Origin of the sequence: Desulfoscipio geothermicus DSM 3669 (genome assembly GCF_900115975.1) — a bacterium.
Taxonomy (GTDB): domain Bacteria; phylum Bacillota; class Desulfotomaculia; order Desulfotomaculales; family Desulfallaceae; genus Desulfoscipio; species Desulfoscipio geothermicus.
Genome location: NZ_FOYM01000026.1, coordinates 1 through 23021 on the forward strand (window position 1 = coordinate 1; position 23021 = coordinate 23021).

Annotated in this window: 24 protein-coding genes, 3 tRNA genes and 1 pseudogene; 22 read left to right on the forward strand and 6 right to left on the reverse strand. The window is 48.9% G+C overall.

Annotated elements, in window-relative coordinates:
• Window positions 1-272: 272 nt before the first annotated feature.
• The 3 genes and pseudogenes from BM299_RS14225 to BM299_RS14235 all read right to left on the reverse strand — a co-directional run.
• Window positions 273-371, reverse strand: a pseudogene (locus BM299_RS14225) (manganese catalase family protein); the annotation flags it as partial.
• Window positions 372-394: 23 nt separating this feature from the next.
• The gene (locus BM299_RS14230) at window positions 395-658 is read right to left on the reverse strand and encodes a spore coat protein CotJB (protein WP_092485724.1); all 264 of its coding nucleotides are present in this window, start codon (window positions 656-658) and stop codon (window positions 395-397) included.
• Window positions 659-673: 15 nt separating this feature from the next.
• Entirely contained in the window at window positions 674-898 is a 225-nt protein-coding gene (locus BM299_RS14235) for a spore coat associated protein CotJA (RefSeq protein ID WP_207545195.1), read from the reverse strand.
• A 162-nt stretch (window positions 899-1060) separates the two neighbouring features.
• Here BM299_RS14235 and BM299_RS14240 point away from each other — a divergent pair, with 162 nt between their 5' ends.
• The 6 genes from BM299_RS14240 (at window position 1061) to BM299_RS14265 (ending at window position 5487) form a co-directional block, all read left to right on the forward strand.
• Window positions 1061-1816 carry a CpaE/TadZ family protein gene (locus BM299_RS14240; RefSeq protein ID WP_092485730.1) on the forward strand — a complete coding sequence of 252 codons (756 nt, stop codon included), beginning with the start codon at window positions 1061-1063 and terminating at the stop codon, window positions 1814-1816.
• 184 nt (window positions 1817-2000) lie between these two features.
• Window positions 2001-2396 (forward strand): hypothetical protein, encoded by a 396-nt coding sequence (locus BM299_RS14245; RefSeq protein ID WP_092485733.1) that lies wholly within the window; start codon window positions 2001-2003, stop codon window positions 2394-2396.
• Window positions 2397-2442: 46 nt separating this feature from the next.
• Window positions 2443-2643 carry a hypothetical protein gene (locus BM299_RS14250; protein WP_092485736.1) on the forward strand — a complete coding sequence of 67 codons (201 nt, stop codon included), beginning with the start codon at window positions 2443-2445 and terminating at the stop codon, window positions 2641-2643.
• 177 nt (window positions 2644-2820) lie between these two features.
• Window positions 2821-3738: a DUF8754 domain-containing protein gene (locus BM299_RS14255; RefSeq protein WP_092485739.1), complete on the forward strand. Its 918-nt coding sequence runs from the start codon at window positions 2821-2823 to the stop codon at window positions 3736-3738.
• 32 nt (window positions 3739-3770) lie between these two features.
• A complete protein-coding gene (locus BM299_RS14260; RefSeq protein ID WP_092485742.1) occupies window positions 3771-4127 on the forward strand; it encodes an SCP2 sterol-binding domain-containing protein in 357 nt (118 codons plus the stop codon).
• Window position 4128: 1 nt separating this feature from the next.
• Window positions 4129-5487 (forward strand): APC family permease, encoded by a 1359-nt coding sequence (locus BM299_RS14265; RefSeq protein ID WP_092485745.1) that lies wholly within the window; start codon window positions 4129-4131, stop codon window positions 5485-5487.
• 11 nt (window positions 5488-5498) lie between these two features.
• Here the strand turns inward: BM299_RS14265 and BM299_RS14270 are convergent, their stop codons facing one another.
• On the reverse strand, window positions 5499-6443 hold the full coding sequence (locus BM299_RS14270; RefSeq protein WP_092485748.1) for a L,D-transpeptidase family protein: 945 nt from the start codon (window positions 6441-6443) through the stop codon (window positions 5499-5501).
• A 137-nt stretch (window positions 6444-6580) separates the two neighbouring features.
• Here BM299_RS14270 and BM299_RS14275 point away from each other — a divergent pair, with 137 nt between their 5' ends.
• On the forward strand, window positions 6581-7177 hold the full coding sequence (locus BM299_RS14275) for a GerMN domain-containing protein (protein ID WP_092485751.1): 597 nt from the start codon (window positions 6581-6583) through the stop codon (window positions 7175-7177).
• A 59-nt stretch (window positions 7178-7236) separates the two neighbouring features.
• Here the strand turns inward: BM299_RS14275 and BM299_RS14280 are convergent, their stop codons facing one another.
• Complete coding sequence (locus BM299_RS14280) at window positions 7237-8352, reverse strand: Gfo/Idh/MocA family protein (protein ID WP_092485754.1); 1116 nt, start codon at window positions 8350-8352, stop codon at window positions 7237-7239.
• A 252-nt stretch (window positions 8353-8604) separates the two neighbouring features.
• Here BM299_RS14280 and BM299_RS14285 point away from each other — a divergent pair, with 252 nt between their 5' ends.
• From BM299_RS14285 to BM299_RS14355, 15 genes are all read left to right on the forward strand, one after another.
• Window positions 8605-10860, forward strand: coding sequence for an SH3 domain-containing protein (locus BM299_RS14285; RefSeq protein ID WP_092485757.1), 2256 nt, complete (start codon window positions 8605-8607; stop codon window positions 10858-10860).
• Window positions 10861-11036: 176 nt separating this feature from the next.
• A complete protein-coding gene (locus BM299_RS14290; RefSeq protein ID WP_092485760.1) occupies window positions 11037-12011 on the forward strand; it encodes a 2-hydroxyacyl-CoA dehydratase family protein in 975 nt (324 codons plus the stop codon).
• 5 nt (window positions 12012-12016) lie between these two features.
• Entirely contained in the window at window positions 12017-12793 is a 777-nt protein-coding gene (locus tag BM299_RS14295) for an acyl-CoA dehydratase activase (protein WP_092485851.1), read from the forward strand.
• 4 nt (window positions 12794-12797) lie between these two features.
• Complete coding sequence (locus BM299_RS14300) at window positions 12798-13571, forward strand: MBL fold metallo-hydrolase (protein WP_092485762.1); 774 nt, start codon at window positions 12798-12800, stop codon at window positions 13569-13571.
• A 25-nt stretch (window positions 13572-13596) separates the two neighbouring features.
• On the forward strand, window positions 13597-14337 hold the full coding sequence (gene rph / locus BM299_RS14305; RefSeq protein WP_092485764.1) for a ribonuclease PH: 741 nt from the start codon (window positions 13597-13599) through the stop codon (window positions 14335-14337).
• Between the two features lie 23 nt (window positions 14338-14360).
• Window positions 14361-14966 carry an XTP/dITP diphosphatase gene (locus BM299_RS14310; protein WP_092485766.1) on the forward strand — a complete coding sequence of 202 codons (606 nt, stop codon included), beginning with the start codon at window positions 14361-14363 and terminating at the stop codon, window positions 14964-14966.
• Window positions 14967-14994: 28 nt separating this feature from the next.
• The gene (locus tag BM299_RS14315) at window positions 14995-15471 is read left to right on the forward strand and encodes a metallophosphoesterase (protein WP_165608348.1); all 477 of its coding nucleotides are present in this window, start codon (window positions 14995-14997) and stop codon (window positions 15469-15471) included.
• A 112-nt stretch (window positions 15472-15583) separates the two neighbouring features.
• Window positions 15584-15657, forward strand: a tRNA-Gly gene (locus BM299_RS14320).
• Window positions 15658-15664: 7 nt separating this feature from the next.
• A tRNA-Arg gene (locus BM299_RS14325) sits at window positions 15665-15741 on the forward strand.
• A gap of 227 nt (window positions 15742-15968) precedes the next feature.
• A complete protein-coding gene (locus BM299_RS14330) occupies window positions 15969-16217 on the forward strand; it encodes a DUF1540 domain-containing protein (RefSeq protein WP_092485770.1) in 249 nt (82 codons plus the stop codon).
• A gap of 110 nt (window positions 16218-16327) precedes the next feature.
• Window positions 16328-16654: a DVU0772 family protein gene (locus BM299_RS14335; RefSeq protein WP_092485773.1), complete on the forward strand. Its 327-nt coding sequence runs from the start codon at window positions 16328-16330 to the stop codon at window positions 16652-16654.
• 70 nt (window positions 16655-16724) lie between these two features.
• Window positions 16725-16809, forward strand: a tRNA-Leu gene (locus BM299_RS14340).
• A gap of 494 nt (window positions 16810-17303) precedes the next feature.
• Entirely contained in the window at window positions 17304-17849 is a 546-nt protein-coding gene (locus BM299_RS14345) for a 4Fe-4S dicluster domain-containing protein (protein ID WP_092485776.1), read from the forward strand.
• An 89-nt stretch (window positions 17850-17938) separates the two neighbouring features.
• Window positions 17939-18793: a CoB--CoM heterodisulfide reductase iron-sulfur subunit B family protein gene (locus BM299_RS14350; protein WP_092485779.1), complete on the forward strand. Its 855-nt coding sequence runs from the start codon at window positions 17939-17941 to the stop codon at window positions 18791-18793.
• A gap of 79 nt (window positions 18794-18872) precedes the next feature.
• Window positions 18873-21878 (forward strand): FAD-dependent oxidoreductase, encoded by a 3006-nt coding sequence (locus tag BM299_RS14355; protein ID WP_092485854.1) that lies wholly within the window; start codon window positions 18873-18875, stop codon window positions 21876-21878.
• A 110-nt stretch (window positions 21879-21988) separates the two neighbouring features.
• Here the strand turns inward: BM299_RS14355 and BM299_RS14360 are convergent, their stop codons facing one another.
• Window positions 21989-22534 carry an O-acetyl-ADP-ribose deacetylase gene (locus tag BM299_RS14360; RefSeq protein ID WP_092485782.1) on the reverse strand — a complete coding sequence of 182 codons (546 nt, stop codon included), beginning with the start codon at window positions 22532-22534 and terminating at the stop codon, window positions 21989-21991.
• Window positions 22535-23021 lie beyond the last annotated feature (487 nt).

Sequence of the window (23021 nt, forward strand, 5' to 3'; positions counted from 1 at the left end):
ATAACGGTAAAACCAAATCATAAATAATTGAATCATCCACAATATCAATATAGTCAATGAGTTCTCTATCAAAGCCAAGTGTGTTATAATATGACATTGGAAATAGATCCAACTGCATCTTCGCCATAAGTATGCACCTCGCTTGGTAATTGGTAGTTTTCTCGTAAATTACTACCTAATTCGACAAGTGACGGTGCATTTCCTATTTATGGCTGCCTAAAGTTTTAACTTTTCGAACAGACTCGACAAGATTTTTTATTGAAAAATCATAAGTCCGGCCCGCCGTATTGAGTAATAATGTATTTAGCCATCCGGGGGTCAGGCGCCGTAATCCTGACCGGAACCTGCAATTTCTTTTCATATATCCACATAGTCACAAATCCTTTCTTATAAACTAATACTGTATTTCCCAGGGCCACGGGCTATCTACCCATTTCCAATAGCTATGCATGACCGGTGAAAAACCGAAACTTAAAAGCGGTCCGTAAATTTGCTCATAGTTACGTAACGCCTGCATTAATTCATGGTGCGCTTTATTATACATGGCCAGGGCCTGTTGATCTTCGGGATGAGTATCCAAGTATAAATTCAATTCCGCAGTAACAAATTCCAATTGTTGTATTTGATGTAACCATTGCGCCTGGTTGTGATTATCCACTAGGATTCACCTCCATCAATACGGGTAAGGTCTGTATAAATCGGGAAAGAGGGTACCTACTTCCAGGGCCCTGGCAGGTGGGTAAACTGTACCCAGCCTCTGGATAGGAATGTAAGCCCGAGCCAGTTCCATACCCGGGTAGGGTTGGCCGGGATAATACCCCTGCAGATTTTCCGTTTTTTGATTGGACACGGCTTGCACCTGGTTTGGGTTGGGACTTTTGGGGCTATTATTTGACATAGCAAACGCCTCCATTTTAATTCATTGATTAATATTGTTAACATGTTATGCAATTACATGCATTGGTGTTACAAAATGGAAAAACAAATAAAACATTTTATTATTTAATATAGAGGAAAAAAGGAGGAACTGGTGGAATTTAATTGTAAAGGGAGGGATAGTATGAAAACGGTGGCAGTTTATGGTCTCACCGCCGGTACAGGCAAAACCTCCGTGGCCAAAGAAATGGCCGGCTTTATTCATCAGTTCGGTCAGAAGACATTGCTGGTGGATCTGGACTTAAATAAAGGCAATATTACGGATAAACTAGGCTTGAACGAATCACCCAATATCGGATCTTGGTTGATCGAAATCATAAAAAAAATGAATACCTCGCCTTGCTGGGAAATTACTTATAAACCAGAAGAAATACAGCCATTTATACAGCAACATAATTCAGGCCTGCATGTGCTGGCCAGCAATACGAAAAAAAATCTTGATCATTCCCCTTTTTTATTAAGCAGCCTGGAAATAATTATACGTAGCCTGTTAAAATCAGCCTTTGACGTTGTGGTATTCGATACCAACAGTGAAGTGCGCGACTATACCATTGAACTCATACTCAGAGTTGATAAAGTGCTGTTGGTTGTAGAACCATTCGGTTTTTCCCTGCAAAATGCAGAAATGTTTTTACGACTGCTGGTAGACGAAGGAATTAGCATGGACCGGTTCGGTCTAGTCTTTAACCGTTTTCCCACCTTTGCAGAAGATGACCCGCAAGAGATAAGCCGGTCACTTGGCATACCGCTTTGCGGTGTGTTACCCAACTACCCCAACCTATCAGAAAAAAAGAATCAGACCAAAATTCTTACCACAAAAAAGTCAAGCCGTTTCTCTCAGGAGTTGCGGCAGGTATTGGGAAAAGTATGGGGTGATTGATTGCTAAAGGCCAGGTACGGCTCAGAAATTTCTTGCGAGAATATGCTGCTTTTTGAAAAGCTGACTTTTAAACAAACCAATGTTATGGTGAAACCCCACAGGTAGGGGTTTTTTTATTTTTAATGTTTTTTATCAACCCCCATGGCTAACAATATAAGCAAAAATAATGAAGGGGGCGAATTAAATGCAGTTATCACCGGGCGAACGATCCTTGTTGGCATATTTTCCGTCGGACAATGCCGCGGAGGCGGCAGCAAAAGAATTAAAGAAAGCCGGTTATGATACTGTGCAAGTTGACCGCGTAAGCAGGTACGGCGAAACTCACGACGCAGAGATCAACAACGCCCTGATGGGGCGGGCGGAGACCATTACCGGACTGACATTATATTCAGCAGGCACCGATAATCTGGTTGACAATGACAAACGGGTACTGCTGGGTGCCGACCCCTCGGTCAGCGGTTACGGCGACCGTAATTACGGAATTGCCGGCGGCAGGTCCTTTTTAGTGACCGTGGTCACCTCTGATGACATGGCCGACCGGGCGGAGGAAATAATTAAAAAAAACGGGGGTACCATATAACCCGAATAACCCGAGTCAATAATTTAAGGTATCAGGAGGAATTATGATGAGCAACGAACAAAGGGACCTCACCTTAACTGCTGAAAGTTTACGCGCCCGGCAAGAAGTCCCTGTATTGACCGAGACTGAACTTAACGTCCTGGAGTCGGACTACATTGATTCTTTTGACGATGCTCTGGCAGTACTGGAAGATGCGCAACAAGTGAACCCGCCGGATATTCTGGGCCTGGATAACGGTCATCCTTGATGGATGACCGTTTAAATTGGAAACCAGATTTATTATACATAAAGCAATAGAATGCCATGGATTAACATTAATATGTCAAAAACTCATTGATAGGCAGTATTGCTTGTTTTTTTTGCTTAATTTGGTTACAATGGTAAAAGATATTTCAAAGAGAGAGTTGATAGGAGGGCTTACGTTTTGAAACGCGTGGTCAGTGTCAGCCTGGGTTCTTCCGGGCGTGATCACAAAGTACAGGTGGAATTGCTGGGCGAGCAATTCGAAATAGAGCGCCTGGGAATGGACGGCGATTTTGACCGGGCCCTGGCAAAACTACAGGAGCTTGATGGACAAGTCGATGCCATCGGTCTGGGCGGCATTGACGTATACGTTTATGCGGGAAATAAAAAATATGCCTTTAAAGATGGTTTAAAATTAATGGAGACCGTCAAAAAAACTCCCGTGGTGGACGGCAGCGGTTTGAAAAACACCCTTGAGCGGGAGACGGTAAACTACTTACTGCGGGAAACGAATTACTTGAATAAAGACACCCGGGTGCTCATGGTCAGCGCGGTGGACCGGTTCGGCATGGCCCAAGCCTTTACAACCGCGGGGTGCGATGTCACTTTCGGCGACCTGATTTTCGCCGCCGGCATTCCCTATCCCATTAAAACCCTGGAAGAACTGGAGGAAATGGCCGGCAAATTGCTGCCGGAGATGACCAAACTGCCCTTTCACATGCTATACCCCACCGGAAAAAAACAAGAGTCCAGGGATGAGGAAAAGGCTAAAAAGTATGCACAGTATTACCGGGATGCGGATGTAATTGCCGGTGATTTTCATTTTATTAAACGTTACTTACCCGACAATCTGAACGGTCAAATCATCATCACCAACACCACAACGGCAGCCGATGTAGAGTTTTTACGACAAAGCGGCGCCAGCCGGCTGGTCACTACGACCCCGGTATTTGAGGGGCGTTCCTTCGGCACCAATGTCATGGAAGGCGTGCTGGTCGCCCTCCTGGGCAAGCCCTGGGAGGAAGTGACGCCGGAAGATTACATGGATCTAATTGAACGATTGGAATTCAAACCGCGTATCATAGATATGGCAAGTTAACTGACATACATTTTTGGCAGGCGGAGGTTATTATGGCTACACATGAGGAAATAACCGGTAGCTTACAGGCTTTTGGGGAGGGCTACCAAAAGAATAAAAAATTAAAAATAATGAACAAAGATTGGGACCGGGTAATTTTAATCAAAGCAGCGGACGTGGACTCCCAACATACTTTAATACTTAAAAACGGCGAACTTACCGTAACTGAAGGCACGCCGGCAGGTGATCCCGATCTGGTGGTCACGGCCGACAGCGAAACCCTGGCTGACCTTTTTTACGGTGACATTACCCCCACCGAGCCATACATGAACGGGACCCTGGTAATTAAGGGGTCCGAAGATGATATTGTACGCCTGGATTTCATTTCGTTGATGATCTGGGGTGAGTGAGGTGCAGTTAAAAAAAGTCCTCACCCTGCGTACGGTGGTAGCCACCAGCGCCGGCCTGACTCTGTCCAGTTCTACCTTTGTGGCAGCAGTTCAGGTGGCGGGTTTTTTAGCCGGCGATGCAGCCTGGTTGGCCATTCTCACCGGAGGGCTGCTGTGTATGACAGCAGCCCTATGTTTCAGCGAACTTAACGGCATGATTCCGTCAGCGGCCGGCATCCGCCTGTATTTCAGCCGGGCCTTCAATGACCGAACGGCCCTAACCGTGTCAATTCTTTATATGGCCGTTATACTGGGAGTAATTGGGGCGGAAAGTTATGTGCTGGCGGAAATTTTAAACGAGGCACTGCCGTCTGTGCCTCCGATGGTATGGATACTGGTAATGTTTTTGGCCGTCACGGCCATGAACATTATCGGCCTAAAACTGGCCGGCGGATTTCAGGACACCATAACTTACGGACTGATGTTGTCCTTGGTAACCCTGGCTTTCATCGCCCTGGCCAGGGTCGACTTTCATTTGACTGCCCCAATGGATACGGGAGGCGCAATGGGACTGATAAATGCGGTGGCCGTGGGTGTATTTTTGTTTGTCGGTTTTGAATGGGTTACACCCCTGGCCGAAGAAGTAACCCACAGCCGGTTGATATCCCGGGGCATGCTATTGGCCGTTGGACTTTTAAGTATCATATACGCCGTTTTTACCGTGGGGATGACGGCAACGGTGCCGCGGGCCGCCCTGACGGGGTCGCCGATACCACAACTGATTTTTGCCCGTACAATATTAGGCGATATCGGGGTGGTGTGGATGGTAACGCTGACCCTGGCCGCCTCCATTACCACATTCAACGCAGGTTTGATCAGCGTATCCCGCTTTATCTACGCATCAGCCCGGGAACATGTGCTGCCGCCAGTTTTCAGCAAGATCAGCATGCGATTTTTTACCCCGTGGGTGGCCGTATTCACTATATTTATTATCGGTGTCGCCATATCAACAATAGTACTGTTTACTCATCGTTACCTTGTACTGGTGAACATGGCCGCGGCCATGGAAAGTATTATCTACGCGCTGGCAGGCCTGGCTGTAATTGTTTTACGCCGTAAAATGCCTTATGCCAACCGGCCCTACCGTATTCCGAGCGGTTATATCATTCCTGGAGTCAGCGTTGTGGTTTTCAGTATCCTGGCCCTGGCTATATTTGTGACATTCCCGCAGGTCTTTTTTTACCTGACCCTGGGGTTGCTGATTTGCGCCTGGTATGTCAGCCGCGTAGTTCCGGTGATCAAACAAAAGTATCAGGCCAAAAAGTCTGCCGCCCGGAAGCGCAGGCGCCCGATGATCCAGACAACAAAGGCGGGGGACTAACCCCCGCTTCTTTACAATCCCAGCGCACGGTAAACTTCGGCATCTACTGCATTATCCCTGGATAGCTTTCGGCTTTTGCGAAATTCCATTACCGCCCGCTCCATGCCCCCGCCCCAGATACCGTCAAGGGGGCCGTCATAATACCCCAGTCTTTGCAAACGCATCTGTACTTCCAGCACATCCCCGCCCCGCTCGTCCCGCCGCATAGTCCGAAACCGGTCAGGTTGATACATAAATGGATTTCCTATAATAATCACCCTTGTGCCGGGCTTGACCCAGGGGTATATTTCCTCCACATTTTTATTATTCATCCTAATGCAGCCGTGACTGGCGTAACTGCCAATGGCATAAGGTTTGTTAGTGCCGTGAATACCATAAATACCCCATGGAACCGTCAAGCCAATCCAACGGGTGCCGAAACCCGTGCCCCAGTTCCTGGCCCGGCGCAGCACTTTAAAGGTCCCGATGGGAGTGGGTGTTTTGTATTTACCAACAGCCACCGGGTATTGCTTATATGGTTCCCCGTCGGACAGCACAGTCAATTTGCGCCGATAAGTGTCCACCAAAATACTTACCTCCCCCGGGGGTGGCGGCACCTCATTTTCTGATATCAAAAATTGGCTATACACTTGTTCCATTTGTTCCCAAGTTGCTTCTGTAACCACCCCGTCCGGTTCTGCACCCCAGGTTTGCTGGAACTTTTGTACTGCCTGAACGGTACGGGGTCCATAAACTCCGTTGACCTGGTCCCGGTAAAAATTCAGCTTTTTTAGCATTAATTGCAGCAAGCGCACGTCCGCTCCATGCATAGCCGGCTTTTGCAGCTTCAAAATGCGAAGCCCCTCCGTCGCTACCCGGCATTCGGGACACCCGGGCACCGCCCGGGCCGGGCTGGAACAGAGCAGCAGCCCGGCAAAAACTAATACAATAATTATGGCTATATAATGCTTAGGCAAATCGTTTCCCCTCCAACACAAAATCCGCTCTTAGTTTCCCCCTGCTCGAATGACTGTATTCTCCCGGCAATTAATATCATAATCAATGTTCTTTTCCCATACAAATTAAGTAGGACAAACTCTATGGGGGTGAGATAATGAAAGCGGCAATTAAATTTTTTCTCTATATGGGGCTGATTATGATAATCCTGTACACTTCCGGATGTTTTTACAATAACGATGCGGGCAGCGGTAAAATGAAGGAAGAGATAATAACCTTGGAACAACCCGACTGCGCCCCGACAAATGAAGCCACATTACCCGTTATAGCTGATACAACTGAAAAAACTAAAGTTGTACTTTATTTTGCCGACGATAACGGTAATTTAGTGGCAGAACGGCGGGAAATACCCAAGGTAGTGGGCATTGCCCGGCGAACTATGCAGGAACTCTGCCGGGGGCCGCAAAACAGCGCCATTTCTCCCACTCTGCCGGCGGGCACCGAATTGCTGGACATAAATATCAGGGATGGTCTATGTACTGTCAATTTCAGCAAGCAATTGATTACCGCGCATAGCGGCGGCTCAGCCATGGAAAACCAAACGGTTTATTCCATTGTAAACACCCTTACCCAGTTCAGAACCGTGGAGCGGGTGCAGATTCAAGTGGACGGGCGGATAGTGGATTCCATTGCCGGACATATCGATGTCAGCGTGCCGCTGGCGCGTAACAGCGATATTATCAACAGTTTGTGATTTTATATTACATGTATGTCCACGAGCCCCGTGCCAGAGTCTACACGGGGCTCATTCCATTACTGCCACTTCACATGGTGAAACTCAAAATGCACGGGCTGTTGGGCGGAAATATAAGCGGGTATAAAGTCATTATTTTTATCCACGGAAATAATGCTGTCCTCCCGTATTGAACGCAAAATATCCAAAATCGTCTTGGCGTCGCCATATTCCATCTCCGGAGTGACCTCGATGGGTTCTTTATCCATCATAAAGTTATACAGGTTGAGCAATTCATTATAATAGCCGCGCTGCGGGCGATAGGGGATTTGCTCCGAGCCACCGTCGTTGTATGCTACGTTAACGGTGCCGCAATCTCTTTCCTCCCAATAAATCATTCCGGAAGTTCCAAATATGCGCAGGCCAATCAACGGGCGCTGCATTTCCTTGCCGGCACTGTAAAAGGTGAACTGACCGGTTACCCCGCTTTTAAACCGCATATTCACATTTACCACGGCATAAGGGGCAAAATCATCGTCCTGGGGCACCCCGAAAGCCTGCAGCCGGTCAACGGCGCCAAAAATACAGCGCAGGGCGGCAATATCATGCACCCCGGTATCCAAAATCACTCCGCCGTGAAATACCGGGTGCTGGCGCCATTCTTCCCTGGCGAATTTATTTTTCAGCATCTCCTCCGGGAAGCAGGTAACCCGGTTTTGGATAAAGTACACAACATCGCCTATTTTCTTTTCTTGTACCATGGCGCGGATCATTTTAATTTCCTCGTTATAGCGATAGTTTTCCGCAATCATAATCGGCACGCCGTAGCGGCGCGGCAATTCCGCGTGGGCACGGGCCTGCTCGTAATTGGACGCCAGCGGCTTTTCACAGATAATGGCCCGATGCGGCTGAAACGCTATTGCCCGAGCTACATCCTCGGTAACCGAAAAATTTTGCTCAATGGGTACCATGATATCAAAAACGTTGATGTCCCCCCGCGTAAGCAGCGGCCGGTAATCGGTGTATATGGCATCCTCGCCCAGTCCGAGCCGCTGTGCCCACGGTCTGGTTTTTTCGGGCACCGGGTCGCACAGGGCCACAATCTCATATTTATCCGCCAGTTCCTGATAGGCCGGGTAATGCAGGCGTTCAAAAGCCATTCCCGTACCGATAATTCCCACTTTAAGCTTTTCCACGCATTATCCCTCCACTGCATTGTTTAAATTTAGTATGCAGCCTCAAAAGTTAAACTATCCGGTAATTTGTCATTTTAGGGAACTTTTTACCGGTTAAAAGCGTCCCATAAGTGTAACCATCATAACGCAGCTAAGGTTAACAAAATATAGCAATTTACCTGCCCGGCAGGTTTTTCCCTTTATTTGTTGAATTATATTTTTTGCTGATTTAACAGTTATTTGGGAAAAAATTGGGAAACGAGGAAACGGTTTATGGGCAAATGCAAAAGCTGGAAACAAATATTTAAAAAGGGAATGATTATTTCTCTGCTCTGCGCCTCAAGCTATTTTGCTTTTACATCAGCTGCTCCCGCTGCCACCCAGCTGGTGGTGGATAGCAACACCCTGAACGTACGGGGTGGTCCCGGCACCAATCACAGTATTGTGGCCCAAGTACATAAAGGCGATCAATTTACTGCGCTGGATGCGCGCGGCGACTGGTACAAAATAAAGGTAGACGGTAAAGAAGGATGGGTAGCCGGCTGGCTGGTCAATGCCAGGCAGGTATCGGATGCGTCGGCCAAAAAAGCCGTGGTGCAAACAAGCACGCTGAATGTGCGCAGCGGTCCGGGCACCGACCACCGGGTGGTAGGAAAGGTTTATTCCGGTAACACTTTACCCGTGCTGACCACTGAGGGTGATTGGGTTAAAGTGCAGTTGCCCGGCGGGCAAACAGGTTGGCTGGCCGGCTGGCTGGTAAAGATTGAGCAGGCCTCGGCCGGTTCGTCGACCGCCCCGGCGAAGCAGCAACCGGCGGCCCCGGCCAAAGTGAAGCAAGCCACCATCACTGCTTCCAGGCTCAACGTTCGGTCAGGGCCGGATATATCCTACGGCATCGTGTCCAAAGTTAATAAAGACGAAAAGTATACCGTCATCGACTCCAACGGCCAGTGGCTGAAAATCAGCCTGCCGGGGGGAAAATCAGGATGGATAGCCGGCTGGCTTGCCAGCGTCAAAGAAGTGGCTATAACTCCGCCCGCCGCCCCCGCGACCGGTTCTCAAAGCCCGGCACAGAAGCAACAGGTTGCTACAGCAAAGTTAAAGCAGGCTACTATAACTGCTTCCAGGCTCAACGTACGGGCGGGCCCGAATACTTCGTACAGTACCGTCGCCAAAGTTAATCAAGGCGAAAAATACACCGTCATCGACTCGAACGGCCAGTGGCTGAAAATCAGCTTGCCGGGCGGACAGTCGGGATGGATTGCCGGTTGGTTCGCCAACGTCAATGAAATAGCCGTAACTCCGCCCACCGCCCCCGGGCAGGATAACCCGGCAGGTCAATCCGCAGGAACTGTTGTGGCCGTTGTTAAAGATAACCTGGTTAATGTCCGGGGCGGTCCGGGAACCCAGCACGGCATCATCAGCCAGGTCAGCCGGGGCCAGCGTTTCGGAGTGCTGGAACGGGCCGGCGACTGGTATAAAGTCAAGTTGGAAGGCGGTGTGGCCGGTTGGGTGGCCGGCTGGCTGGTCAACGTGGAAAAGGCGGAAGCATCTCCGGCGCCGGGCGATCCCCTCGTGGAAACCGAAGATACCGACCAAAGCGGGGAGCAACAACCCGGCCAACCAGTCAAACTCGATAAAATTGAGGTGCGGGAAGAAAACGAACATACGCTGGTCAGCATTAAGGCCAGTGACCGGTTGAACTACGACATGTTCATGCTCACGAATCCCGAGCGGCTGGTCATCGATCTCAAGAATACGGACCTGGGAGATTTGCCGGCTAAAGTTGAAGTGGATACCAAGGCAGTGGCCCGGATGCGCACGGGCTGGTTCAGCACCGAGCCGCCCGTAGTACGGCTGGTGTTTGACCTAAAAAAAGCTGTGGTTAGCATGGACAAGCTGTCCCAGGACCGCAAGCAACTTGACCTGGATATTTATATTCCGGAAATAGGCAGCTTCCTGCAGGGCCACGTTATTGCCATCGATCCGGGACACGGCGGTAAGGACCCCGGGGCCAAGGGCCCCACCGGACTGCAGGAAAAGGATGTCAACCTGGACATAGCCCTAAAACTGGCTAAATTACTGGCAGAAAACGGAGCCAAGGTGGTGCTCACCAGAAGCGACGATCGTTTTGTGGACCTTTATGAGCGTACGGCCATCGCCGAAAGAAACGGCGCCGAAGTATTGTTAAGCATTCACGTCAACGCTAACCCCAAACAAAACATCAACGGCACCAGTACCTATTACCGGCGAGATGACGGTGATATAGCTCCGGGGGTGAGCCAGGCCGACAACCGCCGTCTGGCCGGCGCCATCCAATCCGAACTGCTGCGAGCTCTGGGCAGGCGCAGTCTGGGCGTGCTGCAGGCCAACTTTGTGGTACTACGCACCTCATCCGTACCTGCGGCACTGGCGGAAATAGCGTTCATTTCAAATCCGGAAGAAGAACAGATGCTGCGACAGGAAACAGTTCGCCTGAAAGTTGCCGAAGCTTTGGCCCATGGATTGAATAATTACTTTGCCAACTAAATAATAGTTTATTGTTGCGGAACCGGCTGACCACCGGTTCCTTTTTACTTCTAAAAATTTATTGCAATAAGGGGTGGTGCAATATGGCGGCAGAGGATAAAATGTATTTTTGGGGAATCTTTTTAAACCGCTCGATATTGTTTTAGCAAAAGTAGTTCAGGGAAAGGATATGAACAATGAAAATCGGCATTACCACCACCGTACCCGTGGAAATTATTTATGCCGCAGGACACGTTCCGGTGGACTTGAATAACATATTCATAACTCATAACCGGCCTGAATCCCTGGTGGAACAGGCTGAATTGGCCGGATACCCGCGCAACGTGTGCGCCTGGATAAAAGGGATATACAGCACCGTACTGGAAAATAAAGATATTCGCACCATCATAGCGGTCACCCAGGGAGATTGCAGCAACACCCACGCCCTAATGGAAACCCTGGAACTGGCCGGGGTAACGGTAATTCCCTTTGCTTATCCCTTTGACCGCGACGCCGACCTGTTGCGCCTGCAGATGGATAAATTGATGGACCGGTTGGGCACCGACTGGACTGCGGTGCAGCGCACCAAGAAATATCTGGATGAAGTGCGCAGCCGGGTGTGGGAAATTGACATCATGACCTGGCGGGACAACCTGGTAAGCGGGTGGGACAACCACCTGTTCCAGGTGAATTGCAGTGACTTCCAGGGCGACCCCGCTAAGTTTGCCCGGGAAGCGGATGCCTTTATCAAAGCTCAACGCCAAAAAGAACCCGACCGCCAGAGCATCCGCCTGGGCTACATCGGTGTACCGCCCATTATGGATGACCTGTATGATTACTTGGAGGAACGGGGCGCCCGGGTAGTGTTCAACGAGACCCAGCGGCAGTTCACCATGCCTTACGGGGTGGATGACCTGGTGGAACAATATCGCCTTTACACTTACCCGTACGGAATTTTTTACCGCTTAAAAGATATACTGGTTGAACTGGAACGGCGCAAACTGGATGGTATTATCCATTATGCCCAAAGTTTTTGTTATCGCCAGATTGAAGACCTTATTGTAAGGCAAAAAATAAACATTCCCGTGCTTACACTTGAGGGTGATAAACCTAACCGATTGGATGCCCGCACTAAAATGCGGTTGGATTCATTTGTGGAAATGCTGAGGTGAGATTGGTGTGGTGTGGAATTGACCTGGGCAGCCGTAACGTCAAGGTAGCCCTCTTAAATAATGACGGTGTGCGCTATTACAAATTCGATACAATAAAATTCTACCGGGAACACGGGAGGCTGGTGAATGGAAAGCTGCAGGTCGACTTGGAAAGCCTGCTTTCAGTGGAAGAACAGATTGACACCGTGGTTAGCACCGGTTACGGCAGGCAGACGGTAAACCTGGCGGGCGCCCGGGCCATCCCGGAAATAAAAGCGCATGTCTTGGGCGCCGCATACGCCACCGGCCTTACCGACTTCACCCTGCTGGACCTGGGGGGGCAGGACAGCAAGGTGGCCCTGGTAAGCGGCGGGCGCATGGTGGACTTTCAAACCAACGACAAATGTGCAGCCAGCACCGGACGTTACCTGGAAAACATGGCGGATGTGCTGGGCATATCCACGGAGGAACTTTCCAGATACCATGAAAATCCCGTGGAACTAACCTCCACCTGCGCCATTTTCGGAGAAACAGAGCTTATAGGCCGGGTTGTAGAGGGTTACAGCACGGCCAGCCTGGCCGCGGGAGTAAATTACACCATTTTTAAACGCATCCGCCCCATGCTGCAAAAGCTGCTTAGCCCGGTGATTGTCTTTACCGGGGGAGTGGCCGCCAATACAGCCTTGCGGAAAATAATCCGCCGCGAGCTGGCAGTGGAAGTGCGGGTGCCGCCCGCGCCGCAGTACGCCGGCGCGCTGGGTTGCTGCCTGGCAGCTCGCCGGGAAGGGGAAAACAGGGGGTAATTTTATGCAATTAACCGTACTGGGATGCTGGGCACCCTATCCCCGTCCGGGGGAAGCCTGTTCGGGGTACCTGCTCCGGGCCGGTGATACCACCGTGATGCTGGAAGCGGGCAACGGCAGCTTTGCCGAACTTGCCCGCCACGTGGATTTTCGCCGTCTATCGGGGCTGGTGATTACCCATTTTCATCCCGACCATTACGCCGACGTGTTTTGCCTGCGTCATGCCATAGAAGGCGCGCGGCGGGCGGACGAAATGAACGGGCCGGTCAAACTGTTTATTCCGCCGGACCCCGCAGATATCTATGCCAAGCTGGCCAGCTATACCGGAGCGTTTGACGTGGTAAACGTGGAGGAATTACCCGAAACCACGCAAATACCGGGGGTTATAACCAGAAAAGCACTGCTCAACGACCTGGCCCTGTATTTTATACACACCGCGCATTCGCTGCCAGGATACGCGGTACTGTTCCTGCAGAAAGATAAAACCGTATTTTTTTCCGGCGATACCGCTCCCACCGAAGCAATTGAAAGGGCGGCGCAGGGGGCGGGGCTGTTTCTCTGCGAGGCCAGCGGGCTGGATAAGGACGCCGGTTATCTTGCCAACGCCCACATGACCGCCCGGGAAGCCGGCACCCTGGCCCGCCGGGCCGGGGCAAAAAGGTTGGTAATCACCCATTTCTGGCCGGAATACGCGGTAACAGATTTGCTCAATGAGGCCGGCAGAAGTTTTGGCGGCGCGGTTGAGGCTGCCAAGCAGGGGAAAACATATATACTATAAAAATCACACTGAAAAGAGGTAAAATATGAAAAGAGTTGACGGCAGAGAAAATACCGAAATGCGACCGGTAAAAATAACCCGGGGCATAAACAAACACGCGGAAGGTTCCGTGCTGATCGAGGTGGGCGACACCAAAGTAATCTGTACCGCTACGGTTGAAGACCGCCTTCCCAACTGGCGCAAGTTGGAAGGCAAGGGGTGGGTCACCGCCGAATACAGCATGCTTCCCAGAAGCACGGGCCAGCGCTCACCACGCGATTCTGTCCGGGGCAGGCCCAACGGCCGCACCCTGGAAATTCAGCGCCTGATCGGCCGCGCCCTGCGATCGGTGACCGATATGGAAGCACTGGGTGAATATAATATCACTCTGGATTGTGACGTGATCCAGGCCGACGGCGGCACCCGGACGGCGTCCATAACCGGCGCTTTCGTGGCCCTGGCCGATGCCATGCAATGGATGATTGACAACGGGCTGATTCCCCAAATGCCTCTACGTGATTTTGTAGCCGCCACCAGCGTGGGAATATTACAGGGGGAAATTATAATGGACCTGTGTTACACAGAGGATTCCGCCGCCGAAGTGGATATGAACATTGTCATGACCGGTAGTGATCGGTTCGTGGAAATACAAGGCACCGGAGAAGAGGCATCATTCAGCAGAGAAGAGACGGATCAACTGTTAAACCTTGCCCGGGATGGGATAAAACAGCTGATAAACTACCAAAAACAAGTGCTGGGACCGGTAGCTGACAGCATCGGGAAGTAATATACCGGGGGGGGGATGGTAAAATGAAGCTGGTTCTGGCTACACATAACGAGGGCAAGGTCCGGGAATTGCGGGAACTGTTGGCCGGCACTGGATATGATGTGGTTTCCCTGGCTGAGTATCCGCATGTGCCCGAGGTAATCGAAGACGGCGATACTTTCCTGGCCAATGCCGTAAAAAAGGCCCGGCAAGTGGCAGCTGCCGTGGGGGAAATTGCTCTGGCCGACGATTCAGGCCTGGAAGTGGATTACCTGAACGGGGCACCGGGTGTGCATTCCGCACGTTTTGCAGGAACAGGGCACGATGATGCGGCCAACAACCAAAAGCTGTTAAAATTGCTGCAAGGTGTACCACCGGAAAAACGCACGGCCCGTTTTCGCTGCGTGGTGGCCGTGGCCACTCCCGACGGCCGGGTGGAAACGGCTGACGGTAAATGCGAAGGATTAATCATCGACGAACCACGGGGAGAGAACGGTTTTGGTTATGACCCGCTCTTCTGGGTTTCGGAGTATGGCAAAACCTTTGCCGAGCTGGACGGAACGACAAAGAATTCCATCAGCCACCGGGGCCGGGCACTACAAAAGGTTCAATCAATTTTGACCAAGTTGGTCCATAATCCGGCTAATTGATAAAATATTGTTTACGGGGTGGCAAATTTTGCGTATCGGTGTCTTAAGCGATACACACGGTTCTATCAATATAGCTATTCAAGCAATAAATAAAATGGGTCCGATTGACGCCCTGATCCACGCCGGGGACTTTTACAGCGATGCCCTGCATATTAGTAAAAATTTCAACGTGCCGCTTTATGCGGTACTGGGCAACTGCGATGCGGGCTTTAGTGGAGTTGAAGAGTTGCTTATTAATTTGGAAGGATGTAAAATATATATTACCCACGGTCACCTGTTCCGGGCCAAGAGTACCCTGCAACTTTTATATTATAAGGCGCAAGAAACAAGTGCCGGTGTAGTGGTTTTCGGGCATACGCACGTGCCGGTAAATATACGTGAAAATGGTATTCTTCTTTTCAACCCGGGCAGTACTACCCGGCCCCAGGGAGGCAGCAAAGCCGGTTACGGCATTTTAAGCATTGATAAGAATAACATTACCGGAGAATTATGCACCCTGGATTAGAACCGGCGCCTAAAAACTTCATACAGATACAAAAATTTTGTTTTGACTTAAAGAACGCTTTTTTGTATAATAAAGTTGTTCGCTTAAAATAAATAAATTGAACCAATAACGGGCGGGTGTAGCTCAATGGTAGAGCCCTGGCCTTCCAAGCCAGTCGCGTGGGTTCGATTCCCATCACCCGCTCCATTTTTATCTCCCGGTAGCTCAGCTGGACAGAGCAACGGACTTCTAATCCGTGGGTCGGGGGTTCGAATCCCTCCCGGGAGGCCAGAATATGAAAGCCCTTGCATAGCAAGGGCTTTTGTGATTTATTGAAAAATGCGATATAAGCAGCAAGAAATTGCATTCTTAAAGGCAAAATTAAATCATAGGGCAAAATCAGGTCGGTTTATTTGATTTTACATCTTATAATGTTATTTTTACTTATATTTAAGTAAGAACAGGGGAAAAATACTTAAAGAAAAACAAAAACATAGTGAAGGAGGATTCGAGCACTAATGAACCAGCACATTCACTGCATTATCAACAACTGCCATTACTGGTCGCAGGGTAACAAATGCGCAGCCAACGAGATTTTAGTGACATCCGACGAATTTGGTGCAAATCAACCCGATAGAATCGATGCCACCATGGCCAAACAATTGACTCCCCAACCGGCGGAAACTTGCATGGCCACATGCTGTAAGACCTTTGTTCTCAAAGGATCCGGCGACGCCAATGTTGACAGAGTACAGAAAATGTCATAAATATCAATAAGGCCTGGCTTCATAATCAGCCGGGCTTTTTTGTGTGGACAGCGAAGTTTATTTTATTCAATACAGGCAATGCTAGTAATAAAAATTTGGAGGTTTTGCCATTGTATCCGGGTACTGTCAGAGATTATAGCCATGTAAAACACAATTTACGCTGGGATTTGAATTTGGCTACGGAATTCCAGGGAAAAAGGCCGCTGGGTTATAGTTTTGTAATTGATGTTCTGGAAGGCATACCCCGGTTGGCCCTTTACCATATGAAAATTAACTGCAGTATCAGCACTACCGTTACCACCCAACCATCACGCCAATTGCTGCTCAAGGCGCTTTATAATCAAGGGTGGCATTGTGGACAGGATGGGCTTTATCAAATAAACGAAGAACTGCGTTGCTGGATACAGGAAAACCTGTTACAAAATCATAGGCGGTAATGCACCTTGACGCTGGGGACCATCTGTGTTACCATTTAACATGCAGTTGATTTAATAATACATTTTATGTGCGGGCGTGGCGGAACGGCAGACGCGCTGGACTTAGGATCCAGTGGGGCACACCCGTGGGGGTTCAAATCCCTTCGCCCGCACCATTACTATAAGCCTTAGTTGTAAATGACCACAACCTCGATAGTCATTTTCTTTTAGTGCTTATTTTTATGCTTTTCATGATTTTTATGATTTATAGTTAACTATAATAACAAAGAATAATCTCGTTAAACTTCAAAATATTATACAATAATTAACATTATCGTTTTTATTTATTATAAATTATCATTTTATTCTTTTCATTAAAAAAAATTTAAATTATAATAAAATTATGCCTTTGATAATTATATTTACTTTTATTGATAGCGAAACTATAATTAAGTATTAGCAAACATCTTTATATAATTCTAGTTTAATTGCCCGATTTACTCAAGTATTGAAACATGGTTCTTTTTAGTCATTTATATTGAACATACGCTAAATACTGGCCTTTTGATTTAAATTTCAAACAATTAGTTAATTTTTATAATCATCTATATCTAACTAAAATTATCACCTTTTGTTAAAAAATTGAAGCTTACCAGAGGGGGGACCGGGATTGAGTTTTCTTAATGGAGACAAGAGGAATTTTTTTAATGCAGTAAGAGAAATGAGCAGGCAGCCGATCGAATTGTGCTACCAGTGCCAGAAATGCGCTTCAGGATGCATAGCTACCGAATATGCTGATTATTACCCGAATGAAATTTTACGTATGGTGCAGTTTGGCCAAAAAGATCGCGTCTTGAACTCATCCAGCATTTGGATTTGCTCCAGTTGCGAGACCTGCGGCGCCAGGTGTCCCAATGGAATAAATATAGCCGAAGTAATGGATGCCCTGAAAGAAATAGCCATTAGGGAAAATAAGGTAAAAGAGAAAAATATTCATTTATTTCACTCTGTTTTCCTGAATTCGGCACGTGCGCACGGTCGCGTTCATGAGGGCACCATGATGGCCATTTACAAGTTTAAAAGCGGTGATTTGATGTCCGACATGGACATTGGCTGGGAGATGTTTAGGAAAGGTAAATTGCCCATTTTACCTCACCGCATCAAGGCAAAGGGGCAGTTAAGAAAAATATTTGATAAAACCACTGCCCATAGTTAAGTAACATCAGGGCAAGCGCCCATGATTAACTCTTTAAAATAAAACAAAATGTTATTTATTCAGCTGTACAAGGAAAGGAGTTACATAAATTGAAACTTTCCTATTTTCCGGGATGTTCTTTAGGATCAACCGCCAAAGAGTATGACTATTCAGCCCGTTCCGTTTGCCAGGCCCTGGGAATGGAACTCGTTGAGTTAAAAGACTGGGTTTGCTGCGGGGCCACTTCTGCCCATAGCACCAACCACCTGTTATCCATCGCCCTGCCATCACGCAACTTGGCGCTGGCCCAGGAAACAGGGTTGGACCTGGCAGTTCCCTGTTCTGCGTGTTATAACCGGGTTAAAAAAGCCGATTACAATATGCGCCACAATGATGAAATGCGTCAAAAAATAGAAGAAATTGTTGAGTTCAAATACCGTGGACAGGTAAATGTTTACTCATTGTTGGAAGCCCTGATAACTAAAATTGGTGTAGAGGCTATCGCCAAAAACGTTAAAAAACCGTTAAAAGGGCTTAAAGTCGTTTGTTTTTACGGCTGTTTACTGGTCAGGCCGCCGGAAGTAACCTGTTTTGATAACAGCGAAAACCCGGTAGCATTGGACAATATAGTTAAAGCCCTGGGCGCCGAAAGTATCCCCTGGTCTTATAAAACAGATTGCTGCGGTGCTAACCTGGGCTTGACTTCCAGCAATGTTGTACAAGGCATGGTCAACCGTTTATTGGAAGCCGCAAAGGAAGCAGGAGCCATGGCCCTGGTCACCGCCTGCCCGCTGTGCCAGTCCAACCTGGAAATGCGCCGCAAGGAGCGCGGCACCGATCTGCCCGCTTTCTATTTCACAGAATTGATTGGCTTGGCCATGGACTTGCCGGATTGCCGTAAATGGTTCAACCTGCATTTGATTAACCCGAAGCCGCTGCTGCAGTCGTTGTCTCTGGCGGATTAATTCTCGGATATGGAGGTCTGGATTGACATTGAAAAATAATAATACCGATCACAAGAATGGCAATATTGTCGGCTCTGTGATGATTGTTGGCGCAGGAATCAGTGGTATGCAGTCCGCCTTGGACCTAGCGGAAGTAGGGTATAAAGTTTATATCGTGGAAAAATCCCCGGCCATTGGCGGACGCATGCCCATGCTTGACAAGACTTTTCCCACAAACGATTGTTCCATGTGCATTCTTTCTCCCAAACTGGTTGAATGCGGGCGTCACCGGAACATCGAGATACTCACCTGTTCCGATGTAGTGGATCTGCAAGGGGAGCCCGGCAATTTTCAGGTAAAAATAAATAAACGACCTCGTTATGTAGACCCCGACAAGTGCCTGGGCTGCGGTTCCTGTGCGGAAGAATGCCCGGTTAAAGTGCCCAACGAATTCAACCAGCTGTTAAACAAGCGTAAGGCTATATATAAGCTTTATCCTCAGGCCTACCCCAATGCCTATATGATTGATGCTACCAAATGTTTAAAACATAAAAACCCCAAGGCCTGCGGCAAATGTATAAAAGCCTGCCCCGTGGATGCCATAGACCATAGCATGCAAGAAGAACAGGTCAATATTAACGTGGGAGCTATCATCCTGTGCCCCGGCTATGAATTGTTCGACGCAGAGCTACGCGGAGAATACGGCTATGGCGTTTACGACAATGTGTTGACCAGCTTGCAATTCGAACGTATGTTAAGCGCCTCGGGACCCTATGAAGGCCATATCCAGAAAGCAGATGGCAATACACCGAAAAAAATTGCCTTTATTCAGTGCGTCGGCTCCCGCGACGTTTCGTTGTGTCGCGGGTACTGTTCCTCGGTATGCTGTATGTACGCCACCAAGGAAGCGGTTATCGCCAAAGAACACGAGCCCGGACTTGAAACCACCATATTTTACATGGATATACGGGCCTTCGGCAAAGACTATGAGAAGTATTATAACCGAGCTCAAAACGAATACGGCGTCAGGTACGTCAAGTGCATGATTTCCTCAGTCAAGGAACTGCAGCAGACCAAAGAATTGCGCGTAAGGTACCGCACTCCCGACGGGGCTATGACCGAGGAAGATTTCGATATGGTAGTGCTCTCGGTCGGCTTGAAACCCACGGAGGATTCCGTCAAACTGGCCAACATACTGGGCGTGGAACTGAACCAGTACAATTTCTGTCAACTCCAAGACTTGACGGGGGTCCAAACTTCCCGGGAAGGGATTTACGTGGCCGGCGTCTTCAGCGGCCCCAAGGATATCCCGGAAACCGTAATGCAGGCCAGCGCGGCGGCCGGTGATACAGCTGCTTATCTTTCGAAAGCCCGCAATACTCTGGTAACGGAAAGGGAGTTCCCCCCGGAAAAGGATATCGGCGGTGATGAGCCCCGTATAGGAGTATTTGTATGTCATTGCGGTATAAACATTGCCAGCGTAGTATATATACCGACAGTTATACAACACGTTCAAAAACTACCCAATGTGGTTTTTGCCACCAATAACCTGTATGCCTGCTCACAGGATAGCCAGGCAGCCATGAAGGAACTAATTGAAGAGCATAAACTTAACCGCATTGTTGTGGCATCCTGCAGCCCCAGGACCCATAAACCGTTGTTCCAGGAAACCATGCGTGAAGCGGGGCTGAACCCCAGTTTGTTTGAAATGGCCAATATCCGGGACCAGTGTTCCTGGGTGCATATGCAAGAGCCCCAAAAAGCCACTGAAAAAGCCATTGATTTAATCAGTATGGCTGTAGCCAAGGCAGCCACATTAAAGCCGGTTTATAACGTAAAAGTGAACGTAACCCGTGCTGCGCTGGTAATAGGCGGCGGCATTGCCGGCATGACCGCCGCCGGTAGCCTGGTCAAGCAAGGCTACAAGGTCAGCCTGCTGGAAAAAGGCGACCGGCTGGGCGGGGTAGCGCTGCGAATCAAAGAAGGGTTTAACAACGAAAATGTTCAAGGTTATATAAAGGAATTAATTAATATCGTAAATAATAACCCTTTAATTGACCTGTACACCGGCAGCGAAATAGCGGATGTTTCCGGTTACATGGGCAATTTCACGACCAAGTTGACATCAGGGCAGGAAATCAAACACGGCGTGACCATTATCGCCACCGGGGCGGAAGAACAAAAGCCCACCGAATATTTGTACGGGCAGGACGAGCGGGTTATGACCCAACTGGAACTGGACGAAGCCATCGTCAACAATGACCCACGGGTAAAGAGCGCCCAGAATATTGTTATGATCCAGTGTGTAGGCTCCAGAGAAGAAAACCGACCTTATTGCAGCCGTATTTGTTGCACCAAGACTATGAAACTGGCCCTGAAGATCAAGGAAGTCAACCCCAATGCATCAATTATCGTTTTATACCGGGACATCAGAACTTACAGCTTTAACGAGGATTACTACCGGCAAGCCCGTGAAAATGGCGTTATTTTCATTCGCTACGAAGTGGATAACAAACCAGCCGTTGAACTGGCTGGGCAAAACGGCGGCAGTGTTTTGCGGGTCACCGCCACTGACCATATCCTGCGCGAGCCGATCACCATTGATGCAGACCTGGTTACCCTGGCGGCGCCCATCGTGCCGCCTGCATCCAACCAGCGGCTTTCTCAGCTGTTCAAGGTGCCATTAAACCCGGATAACTTTTTCCAGGAAGCACACATGAAATTGCGTCCCGTGGATTTTTCCTCTGACGGAGTGTATATGTGCGGTCTGGCACACGGACCAAAAACTATAGAAGAAAGCATTGCCCAGGCCAAAGCAGCCGCCGGGCGCGCCACCAGCATTCTTTCCCACGATACCCTGGAATCAAAAGGCGTGGTGGCCGTGATTGAGCCCACCAAATGCGCGGCCTGCTTGACCTGCGTCAGGTTATGCCCGTTTAAGGCACCCAGAATCAAAGAAAAACATGTGGCGGAAATAGAGGCTGTAATTTGCCAGGGTTGCGGCACCTGCGCCGGAGAATGCCCCAATAAGGCGATTACCCTGCAAAGTTATAGCGATAAGCAACTGAGCGCCGCGGTGCACGGCTTGTTTGAGCAAGCCCGGTAAATATGCATAAAAAGTCCCCTCTTTTGCTAAATGCAAGAGGGGACTTTAATATTGCCCAGTTCATTCAACACTTACTAGGAAAATTTAGCTATATGCTTGCTAAGTACAATTTACTGAAGCGCTTTTTCCCAGGCCAACCTGTAGACCAGCAAAACTTCGTCGCTGAAAAGCACAAACCTTATTTCAGTAGGGATAATATTTTGGGCAGCAAATTCCTGTACTGAGGCAACGGCAATCCCTGCCGCCTGTTCAATGGGAAACCGGTATGCCCCGGTGCTGATGGAAGGGAAAGAGATGCTCCGAATACCTTTTTCTTTCGCCAGCAGCAGACTGTTTTTGTATGCGTTGCGCAATAAATCCGCTTCCCCGTGGCGGCCGCCGTGCCATACCGGTCCCACGGTATGAATAACATAGCGGGCCGGTAAATTCCCCCCGGTAGTAATAACGGCCTCGCCGGTAGGGCAACCTCCCTGCCTGGCCCTGATCTGCTTGCACTCTTCCAGTATCTTCGGGCCACCAGCCCGGTGAATAGCGCCATCTACGCCACCGCCGCCAAGCAGGCTCGAATTGGCGGCATTTACTATAGCCTCTGTATCTTGTTTGGTGATATCGTCACGTTTTAACAATATCCGAGTATTATTAACCCAGAATTCCACACTTTACACCTCCAGTAATGATAAATAATTAAAAAACACTTTACAGTAATAATAAACTTTACATAATATTATGATAACGCCTGAAAATAATGGAAAGGATGTGCTTTTTATGGAACGTAAAGGGGTGCTGTATAACCCCAAAACGGGTGAAGTATTTATCAACAACCACTTTAATATCCCGCTGCTCATGAAGGAATGGGCCTGACTGTGTAACACCAAGCGGGCCCAAGGCTGGGTCTTTTACCCCGTTAATGACGTAAACACAGATTTGGTACAAATTAACGGAAAATGGTATGTACCGGAGGAGCGCCGAAAAAAATAGTCCCTGCAAAGGTGTCCGTGCAGGGACTATTTTTTTCGGTCAAATAACTTCCTAGTTGCCACTGCTAATAAAATAGCCACTATCACCCCACCAGCCATACTTAAATTTTCGGAAAGGCCAGTTTCAGTGACCAGTAGATAATACGTACCCACCGACGCAAATACC